The organism is Nocardia neocaledoniensis, from assembly GCF_029868625.1.
In the GTDB taxonomy this organism is placed as follows: domain Bacteria; phylum Actinomycetota; class Actinomycetes; order Mycobacteriales; family Mycobacteriaceae; genus Nocardia; species Nocardia neocaledoniensis_A.
Map to the genome: position 1 here is coordinate 1 of NZ_JARWOJ010000409.1, position 9,385 is coordinate 9,385.

Genomic DNA, 9,385 nt, shown 5'->3' on the forward strand with positions numbered 1-9,385 from the left:
CCCCCCACGGCCACCACCCCCCACCCCCCCCCCACCCCCCCCCCGGGCCTGCGCCCCGGGGGGGCGGGGGCCGCGCGCGGCTGAGCGGGGGGCGGCGCGGCCCCCCCGGCCGGGGGGGCGGGGCGGCCGGTCACGGCAGGAGTCCGTGGGCCCGGGCGGCAGGCTCGAACGCGCCGGGTGAATCGGGAACAAGGGTCGCCGCGCGGCGGTTGTGCGTCGTATGACCGATGCCGTGCACCGCGATGACCGCTGGCTGGGTGAAGACCTGGACCTCGACGCCTACCTGTCCAGGATCGGCTACGAGGGGCCGCGCACGGCCACCGTCGACACCCTGCACGCGCTGGTCCGCGCCCACACCACCACGATCCCGTTCGAGAACCTGGAGATCATCCTCGGGCGCGGGATCCCGCTGGACCTGGACGCGTTGCAGGACAAGCTGATCCGCCGCCGTCGCGGCGGCTACTGTTTCGAGAACGCCGGACTGTTCGCGGCCGCGCTGGAACGCTTCGGCTTCGGCGTCTCCGGCCTGAGCGGCCGGGTCACCTACGGTGCGCTGGCCACCGGCGCGCTGCGCCCGGCCACCCACGCGCTGCTACGGGTGACCACCCCCGAGGACGATCGCGTGTGGATCTGCGATGTCGGCTTCGGCTTCGGTCCGCTCGCGCCGTACGAATTGGTGGACGGGCGCGGCGAATTCACGCTCGGCGAGTGGCACTACCGCCTCGAACGGCGCGTCGACGACACCGACGGCGACCTGTGGGTGCTGTTCCAGCGCAGCCACGAGGGCTGGATCGACCGGTACACCTTCACCGAGAACCCGCAGTACCGGATCGACTACGCCGTCGGCAACCACTTCGTGTCCACCTCGCCGCGCTCGCCGTTCACCACCAGGCCGTTCCTGCAGCGCTTCCTGCCCGAGGTGCATCACGTCCTCGACGACGTGACCCTGACCACCGAATACCCCGACGGCACCGCGCGATCACGCGAGCTCGAGCCCAGCGAACTCCCGAAGGTCCTGGCCGAGATCTTCGACATCGACCTGGACGACAACGACGTGCGGACGCTCATGGCGATGCCATGGAGAACCGTCTGACCTCACGCTGATCGACCTCTGACACGGCACGGCGGTTTGCTTCCCCGGTGTCACTACGGCAAATTGGTGGTTACTTGCCGGGAAACATTACCCCGATCTCGACACGGGGTCCGATGTGTTGGGGTCCTTCGTGCCGAAAGTTCAGTCCGCGTCCACGCGCGCACCGGAGACGGTGGTCGCGCGCGACTCCGCCGTCACCGGACGGCGCCGGGACCTGGACGGGCTGCGCGGTGTGGCGATCGCCCTGGTGGTCGCCTTCCACGTGTGGGCGGGGCGGGTCTCCGGCGGCGTCGATGTGTTCCTGGTGCTCTCGGGCTTCTTCTTCACCGGCGCGGTCGTGCGGGGAGTGGAACGGCGCGGCGGGATCGCCGCGGCCGAGACGATGCGGCGGACCACCCGCCGGTTGACGCCGTCGCTGGTCGTGGTCCTCGCCGCCATCGCGCTCGCCACGATCGCGCTGCGGCCCTACACCCAGCTGGGCGAGACGGCCGCTCAGACGCTGGCCTCGATGTTCTACTTCCAGAACTGGTATCTGGCCACGGCCGAGCTCGACTATCTCGCGCCCGACCCGTCGGTCAGCCCGCTGCAGCACCTGTGGTCGATGTCGGTGCAGGGGCAGTTCTATCTGGTGATCCTGGTGGTGCTGGCCGGGTGGGCCTGGCTGCGCAGGCGTGGTCTGGCCGGGCGGCCCGCGCTGCTGGTCGCCCTGGTGGGTGGCGGCGCGCTCTCCTTCGCCTACGCCGCGTTCGGTTCGGCGCATCATCAGGCTTGGACCTACTACGACAGCGGCGCGCGGGTCTGGGAGCTGCTGGCCGGTGCCGCGCTGGCCGTCGCCGCGCCGTGGCTGCGGCTGCCCCGCCTGCTGGCCGGTCCGGCGGCCGCGCTCGGGCTGCTGATGGTGCTCGCGTGCGGTCCGATCTTCGACGGCGCCCATCAGTTCCCCGGCGTCGCCGCGCTGTGGCCGGTGGCCGCGGCCTGCCTGGTGATCGCCTCGGGATTCGGCGTCGCCGGGCCGTCGGCGTGGCCGCACCGCGTGCTGGGCGGCCGGGTCTGCACCGAACTCGGCGCGATCGCCTATCCGCTGTACCTGTGGCACTGGCCGATCCTCATCTTCTACCTGGCCGAATCCGGCCGTGCCTACGCCGGACTGGTCGACGGTCTCGTGGTGATCGCCATCTCGCTGGTCGCGGCCCACGCCACCACGCACCTGATCGAGACGCCCCTGCGCCTGCCGCCGCGTGGCCAGGTGGTCCCGGTGCGGCCGCCGCGGCCCGCCGCCGGACTGGTGGTCACGGTGCTCACCGTGGCCGTCCTGATCTCGGCGGTGGGCTGGCAGGTCGTGTTGCGCGCCAATCCGGCCGTGCCGCCGCAGGCCCTCGACACCGGTAGGTATCCGGGCGCCGCCGCGCTGCTCTCGGGCGCCGACTACCCACGGGAGCCGATGCGTCCCACCGTGTTCGAGGGACAGGCCGACACCCCGCCGCCCACCACCGACGGCTGCATCACGCCCAATCGTGAGGTCCGCACCTGCGTCTACGGTGACCCCGCCGGTGCCCGCACCATCGCCGTGGTCGGCGGATCGCATTCCGAGCACTGGATTCCCGCCATGGAACTGCTCGGCGCCGAGCACGGGATCCGGATCGTGTCCTACCTCAAGGAGGGGTGTCCGGTCGTGCTCGCCGACGAGCCGTCCTACGCCGACTGGCCGTTCCCCGAATGTCACGAATGGTCGCGTGAGGTGCTCGATCGGCTCGTCGCCGAGCCACCCGACTGGGTGCTCACCCTGTCGACCCGCTACCGCAAGGACGGCCTCGGTGACGAGGTGCCGGGGGAGTACCTCGAGGTGTGGTCGGCCCTGCAGGAACGGGGCTTGAACGTGCTCGCGCTGCGCGACACCCCGCGGCTGCGCCGCGACGGTGTGCTCTACCGAGCCACCGACTGCCTGGCGCACCGCGGCGACGCCGACAGCTGCGGTCTCGACCGCGCGGCGGCGCTCGACGCGGTCGATCCGGCGCGGGAACCGGCGGCCGGGTATCCGAACGTCCACCTGCTCGACTTGTCCGACGCCGTCTGCCGGCCGCAGCGCTGCCGGGTGGTGGAGGGCAACGTCCTCATCTATCGCGACGAACACCACCTGACCGCCAGTTACGCTCGCTCCCTCGCCCCCGAACTCGGCAGGCAGATCGCCGCGATCACCGGCTGGTGGTAGCGCGCGGGGCCGCCGACGTCGGTGTGTGCGGCTACCCTCGGTCGCGTGCGCATCCTCCGCAAGACACCGGTCCTGCTCCTCGCGCTCGCTCTGTTGCCGGTCGCCTGTTCGTCCGGACCCGATCAGCCCCAGACCGTCGCCGAGGCCTTCGCGGCCGCGCTGAGCAGCGGTGACGCGGCCGCCGCCGCGGCGCTCACCGACGCGCCCGAGCAGGCCGGACCCGCCCTGACCACGCTGTTCGAGAACCTCGGCAAGAACGACGCCGTCCGGGTGTCGGGCACCGACGACAACGGCTTCACTCTCGAATCCACCTGGAAGCTAGGCCCGGACGGCCGCGACGAGTGGACCTACACCAGCACCGGCACCGCCGCCGACGACAACGGCTGGAAGGTCGACTGGAATCCCGCCACCGTCGCGCCCGGCCTCGAACTGGGTCCGCTCAGTTACAGCCCGGTCTATCCGAAGCCCGCGCGCGTGCTCGACGCGACCGGCGGTGAGCTGATGACCCAGCAGGTGGTCACCCTCGTCCAGGTCGCACCCGACGCCGACCTGCCCGCACTCGCCGCGCTGCTCGCGCCGCACGGGGTCACCGAGGCGGGTCTGCGCGCGGATCTGGCCGCGGCACAGGGGAAGTCGATCACCGCCGTCGCTCTGCGCGAGACCGACATCGCGCCGGTCCAGCAGCCGCTGAGCGAAGTGCGGGGAGTGACCCTCGCCCCGCAGCACCGCCTGCTCACCGTGGACAAGAGCCTGGCCGGACCCACCACCGCCGGGCTGGCCGAACTGTGGCAGCAGGAGGCCGACGCCGCCGCGGGCTGGGCAGTACGCGCCCAGACCCCGCAGGGCACCCAGCGCGTCGCGGGCCCGGACGCCACCCCGACGGCCGACATCGCCAGCACCGTCGACATCGACCTGCAGAACGCCGCCGAGGCCGCCCTGACCCCGCTGCAGCAGCCCGCCGCGATCGTCGCGCTGCGTCCGTCGAGCGGCGAGGTGCTCGCGGTCGCGCAGAACGCCCCCGCCGACGCCCAGGGCCCCATCGCGCTGACCGGGCTGTATCCGCCCGGATCGACCTTCAAGACCGTCACCGTCTCGGCCGCGCTGCAAGCGGGCGGGGTGAACATCGACACCGTGCTGCCCTGCCCCGGCCGCGCGACCATCGAGGGACGCACCATCCCCAACGACGACGAGTTCGATCTCGGGCAGGTGCCGCTGCACACCGCGTTCGCCCGCTCCTGCAACACCACGATGGCCGAACTCGGGGTGCGGTTACCCGCCGACGGACTCACCACGGCCGCCGCGCAGCTCGGCCTCGGCGTGGATTATGTGACACCCGGCTTGACGACTGTCACGGGGAAGGTTCCGCCAGCGCAGAATTCGGCGCAGCGGGTCGAGTCGAGCATCGGGCAGGGCAGTGTCACCGCCTCGCCGTTCGGGATGGCGCTCGTCGCGGCCTCGCTGGCGCACGGCTCCGCGCCCGCCCCGGCCATCGTGCGCGGCCGCCCCGGCACCGCCGACCGGCCGTCGGCGCCGGTGCCCGCCGCGGTGACGTCGCAGATAGAGACCATGATGGGGGAGACGGTGTCCGCCGGAACCGCCACCGCGCTGCGCGATATCCCGGGCCTGCGCGGCAAGACCGGTACCGCCGAATACCTCGACGACAAGCACGCGCACGGCTGGTTCGTCGGCATCGACGGTGACCTCGCCTTCGCGGTGTTCGTCGCCGACGCCGGCAGCTCGGGGCCCGCGGTCGAGGCCGCCGGACGGATGCTGCGGGCGAAACAATGATCTATGTCACCCTCGGTGGGCGGGCAATACCTACGCTGCCGCACGCTGCCCGCGTCAGGGCAGCTACACTCGTCCGCGGGCCATATCCATGGTCAATACGCGGGATGTCACAATTTCGAGAAGGTTCGGAGTAGGCGCCATCGATACCGGTCAGAAGATCGCGGAGCATTACCGCCTGGTCGAGCGTATTGGTAGCGGCGGCACAGGCGTTGTATGGCGTGCTGTCGACGAACGCCTCCAACGCTCCGTGGCTGTGAAGCAGATCCACATCAAGCCAAGCCTGCCCGAGGGCGAGCGGGATGTCTTGCGCCAGCGCGCAATTCGAGAAGCTCGCAACGCGGCGCGCTTCCAGCACCCCAACGCCATCGTGGTCTTCGACATCACCGAGCACAACGGTGATCCGTGCCTGGTCATGGAGTACCTCAAGTCGGTCAGTCTCGCGGCGGAGCTGGGCCAGAAGGGCCCGCTGCCGCTGACCGAGGTCGCCCGCATCGGTGAGCAGGTCGCGTCCGCGCTGATCGCCGCTCACCAGGCCGGTCTCGTGCACCGCGACGTGAAGCCGGGCAACATCCTGCTCGGCGAGCACGGTGAGGTGAAGATCACCGACTTCGGCATCTCCCGCGCCGCCGGTGACGTCACCCTCACCGAGACGGGCCTGATCTGCGGTACCGCCGCCTATCTGGCCCCCGAGGTCGCCCGCGGCGCCGACCCGACGCCCGCCGCCGACGTGTTCGCGCTCGGCGCGACGCTGTTCCACGCGCTCGAGGGCGAACCGCCCTACGGCGCCAACGCCAACCCGCTGGCCGTGCTCTACGCGGCCGCCAACGGCCAGGTCCGCGAGCCGCGCAACGCGGGCCCGGCCACCGACTTCCTGCTCGACCTGCTCAGCCCCGAACCGCTGGACCGGCCGACGATGACCGAGTCGCGCCACGCGCTGGCCGCGTTCGCCGACGCCGACGCGGTGCCCGCCGGATTCGTCCCGGCCAGCGAGGCCTACGGCCGCCGCAACTCGGCCGCCGCCACCCAGGTGATCCGGCAGTCCGGGAACCGGGCCTCGCACGCGGGGGCGTCCACCGCGACGACCAGGCAGATCCGGTCGAACAATCCGCGTCCGCCGGCCCGGCACGACACGGCCACGCATCCGCCGACGGCCGCTCAGCCCGCCCCCGCCCCGCGCAAGCCCGCCGGCAAGGGGCGCGCGGTGCTGATCGGCTCCGGTGTCGGCGCGGTGGTCGCCGCGATCGCCGTCGCGATCAGCGCGATGAACGGCTCGGACTCGGATTCGCCGCAGGTGCAGGCGAACCCGCCGACCTCGGTACAGAGCTCCGCCGAACCCGCGACCAGCGGCGCCGCCACCCCGGCCGCGCTCGGGCAGACCACCAATACCGGGACCGTCGACATCGGCTCGGCGGGCCTGCTCGTCGAGAACTTCTTCAGCGACCCGGCCGGTTCCTGGTCGTTGCTCACCCCGGCCGCCCAGAAGGTCTACGGCAGCGAGACCGCGTTCCGGCAGTACTGGGCCGATCGCACCATCACCTCGTTCGCCAGCATCACCGGCGGCAACAACGCCGACGGCTCCTCCGACATGCGCCTGGCCAGCATCACCATCAACGGCCAGACCAAGGCCATGGTCATGCGGGTCGTGAACTCCGGCGGCAGCCTGCGCATCGACGGCGACACCCGCTGACCGGAGTGGCGTGCGTCGCACGAACGACGAACCGGTGACCGGCCCCCCCCGCCCCCCACCCCCCCGAGCCCCCCCCCCCCCCCGCCGCCCGCCCCGGCGCGGCCGAGCGCGGCGGCGGCGACTGTGCTCAGGGTGCCGTTCACGGCCGTGACCCGGCGTTCGGGTCCGTCGGGCATCGACCGGTGGTCGATCAGCGACGATACGGCGTCGATCAGTGGATACGCGACGAGCAGGGTGACGGCCACCGCGCCGAGCGCGTCGCTGACGGCGGCGAAGGCGAGGGCCCAGCCGATCGCCAGCACGCCCCGGCCCAGCGAGAGCCGGATCAGCGAGGACCGTTCCGTCGTCGAAACTGCTGGTACTGCGGTCTTGTTCATGGAAATCCGTTCGATCGGAGAGGCTGGATCAGCCGAGAAGCTGGCGTGGAGTGGGCCCGTGGCCGTGCAGGACAGCGGTTTCCGACCACACCACGAGCGCGATCGGGCCGGTGACGAAAAGGGCGGCGATGAAGGCTGTTCCGGTGGCGTCGGACATCACGCGGCCCGCAGCGGTGCGGCGAAGGACGTGCGCAAGGAGGACGGTCCGATCAGCGGCAGCAGCGCTGCCAGGAGCTTGCCCTTGACCGTCGCGGGCGTCCGGGTCAGTTCGACCTCGACGCGGGAGCCCTGCGCGGTGGGCGTGGCGCGGAAGACCCAGCCCCCGCCCGCGCCGAAGAGTTTGGAATCCAGCGTGGTGACGGTGACGGTGTCGCCCGCGGGGTCCCAGTCGTAGCGGGCACGTTCCCAGGCGGCGGCATTGCCCTCGGTGACCTCGGCCCAGGTGGCGCCGCGGTCGTGCACCAAGAAGTGCTCGGCGTCGATGGACGCCGACCAGATCTCCGGCCGGGTGGGGCCGAAGTCGGTGAGGACCCGCACGACCTCGGCGGGGGACAGGGTGGACTGGAGATGGAAACGGATCGTCGTCATGGCACAACGATCGCCGCCGGCGCGCATCCGCCGAATCTGTCGGGTGACGCACGCGGTGACGTAATCGGGGACGACTACGTCATGGTCGGCGTCAGCTGACAGATGTGGCGGGCGGGCGGCGCGGCCCAAGGTGGAACCACTCCCACCTGACCGTCGCTTCGAAAGGACCATCGACATGGTCGACATCCGACGCCCGCACCGCATTCTCGCGGCGGGCACGGCCGTGGTGGCGGGCGCCGCCCTCGCCGTCGCCTGCACCGCGAGCACCACCACCAGTGCCGGACCGACCGCGGACGCGCCACGGCCGACCGTCGTCCTGGTCCACGGGGCCTTCGCCGACGCCTCGAGCTGGAACGACGTCGTCGACAAGCTCCTCGCCGACCGGTATCCCGTGGTGGCCGTGGCCAATCCCCTGCGTGGGCCCGGCGGCCGACGCCGCTGTCGTGCGGAGCGTCGTCAGCCATATCCAGGGCCCGGTGGTCCTGGTCGGGCACTCCTACGGCGGATCGGTCATCAGCGCAGCCGCCGCGGGCAACGACCAGGTGCGGTCGCTGGTCTATGTGGCGGCCTTCCAGCCCGCACCGGGCGAGACCGCGCTGGAACTGACCGGCAGGTTCCCCGGGTCCACGTTGCCCGGCACGCTCGACCCGGTACCCGTCACCGGCGCCGACGGCAGCGTCGGTACCGACCTCTACATCCAGCAGGCGAAGTTCCCCGCGCAATTCGCTGCCGACGTCGCGCCCGAGCGCGCCGCCCTTGCCGCGGCCGCCCAGCGCCCGATCGCCCAGTCCGCGCTCGAGGAGAAGGCGACCGTGGCGGCCTGGACCGACAAGCCCAGCTGGGCCGTGGTCACCACCCAGGACCTCAATATCCCGGCCGCGGCGCAGCGATTCATGGCCGAGCGCGCGCATTCCCGGACCACCGAGGTCGCCGCCTCGCATTCGGTGGCCGTGTCACATCCCGACGTCGTCGCCGACGTCATCGAGCAAGCCGCCGCCGTCCGCTGACCGAAGACGAAACCCGTTCGAGGAGAACACTGATCATGGATATGAAACTGGAAGTCGTCGTGCTGCCCGTCGCCGACGTCGATCGCGCCAAAGCCTTCTACGTCGATCGGCTGGGATTCCGGCTCGATGCCGACTTCCCGGTCGACGCCGGCTATCGCGTCGTCCAGGTCACCCCGCCCGGCTCGGAGTGCTCGATCATCTTCGGCACCGGCGTCGCCGCGGCCGCACCGGGAACAGTGCACGGCCTGCACCTGATCGTCACCGATATCGAGCAGGCCGTCGCGGAGCTGACCGGGCGCGGCGTCGAAGTCGATGGGCCGTTCCGCGACGACACCGGCGTGTTCCACCACCCGGGCACCGACCACCGGGTGCCGGGCGCCGACCCGCGGCGGCGCTCCTACGGGTCGTTCGCCGCGTTCACCGATCCCGACGGCAACGGCTGGTTTCTGCAGGAAGTCACCCAGCGCGCGCCCGGCCGCTGAGCTACGGAGGGAACACCATGTCCGACAACGAAACCCGCACTTACGACGTCGTGGTGATCGGCGCGGGCCCGGGGGGGGGGGAACGCGCCCCCCCGCCCCGCGCCCCCGGGCGGGGGCCCCGGGTGGTGGGAAACCGACAGGGGGGGGGGGGAAT

General features: G+C 71.8%; 8 protein-coding genes. 6 read left to right on the forward strand and 2 right to left on the reverse strand.

Going from position 1 to position 9,385, the window contains the following annotated elements; genetic code table 11:
- Positions 1 to 220 precede the first annotated feature (220 nt).
- From QH270_RS32315 to QH270_RS32330, 4 genes are all read left to right on the forward strand, one after another.
- On the forward strand, positions 221 to 1,093 hold the full coding sequence (locus tag QH270_RS32315) for an arylamine N-acetyltransferase family protein (RefSeq protein WP_280348371.1): 873 nt from the start codon (positions 221 to 223) through the stop codon (positions 1,091 to 1,093).
- Between the two features lie 130 nt (positions 1,094 to 1,223).
- On the forward strand, positions 1,224 to 3,302 hold the full coding sequence (locus tag QH270_RS32320; RefSeq protein WP_280348373.1) for an acyltransferase family protein: 2,079 nt from the start codon (positions 1,224 to 1,226) through the stop codon (positions 3,300 to 3,302).
- Between the two features lie 45 nt (positions 3,303 to 3,347).
- Positions 3,348 to 5,090, forward strand: coding sequence for a penicillin-binding transpeptidase domain-containing protein (locus tag QH270_RS32325; protein WP_280348375.1), 1,743 nt, complete (start codon positions 3,348 to 3,350; stop codon positions 5,088 to 5,090).
- 88 nt (positions 5,091 to 5,178) lie between these two features.
- Entirely contained in the window at positions 5,179 to 6,777 is a 1,599-nt protein-coding gene (locus QH270_RS32330) for a serine/threonine-protein kinase (protein WP_280348377.1), read from the forward strand.
- A gap of 405 nt (positions 6,778 to 7,182) precedes the next feature.
- On the opposite strand, the gene QH270_RS32335 is transcribed toward QH270_RS32330, so the two are convergent.
- Positions 7,183 to 7,311, reverse strand: coding sequence for a hypothetical protein (locus QH270_RS32335; RefSeq protein WP_280348379.1), 129 nt, complete (start codon positions 7,309 to 7,311; stop codon positions 7,183 to 7,185).
- Entirely contained in the window at positions 7,311 to 7,742 is a 432-nt protein-coding gene (locus QH270_RS32340) for a hypothetical protein (protein WP_280348380.1), read from the reverse strand. The genes QH270_RS32335 and QH270_RS32340 overlap by 1 nt, the downstream gene beginning before the upstream one ends.
- 443 nt (positions 7,743 to 8,185) lie before the next feature.
- Here QH270_RS32340 and QH270_RS32345 point away from each other — a divergent pair, with 443 nt between their 5' ends.
- Together QH270_RS32345 and QH270_RS32350 are read left to right on the forward strand one after the other, a co-directional pair.
- Positions 8,186 to 8,749 (forward strand): alpha/beta hydrolase, encoded by a 564-nt coding sequence (locus QH270_RS32345; RefSeq protein WP_280348381.1) that lies wholly within the window; start codon positions 8,186 to 8,188, stop codon positions 8,747 to 8,749.
- Between the two features lie 35 nt (positions 8,750 to 8,784).
- The gene (locus QH270_RS32350) at positions 8,785 to 9,231 is read left to right on the forward strand and encodes a VOC family protein (protein WP_280348382.1); all 447 of its coding nucleotides are present in this window, start codon (positions 8,785 to 8,787) and stop codon (positions 9,229 to 9,231) included.
- Positions 9,232 to 9,385: the final 154 nt, after the last annotated feature.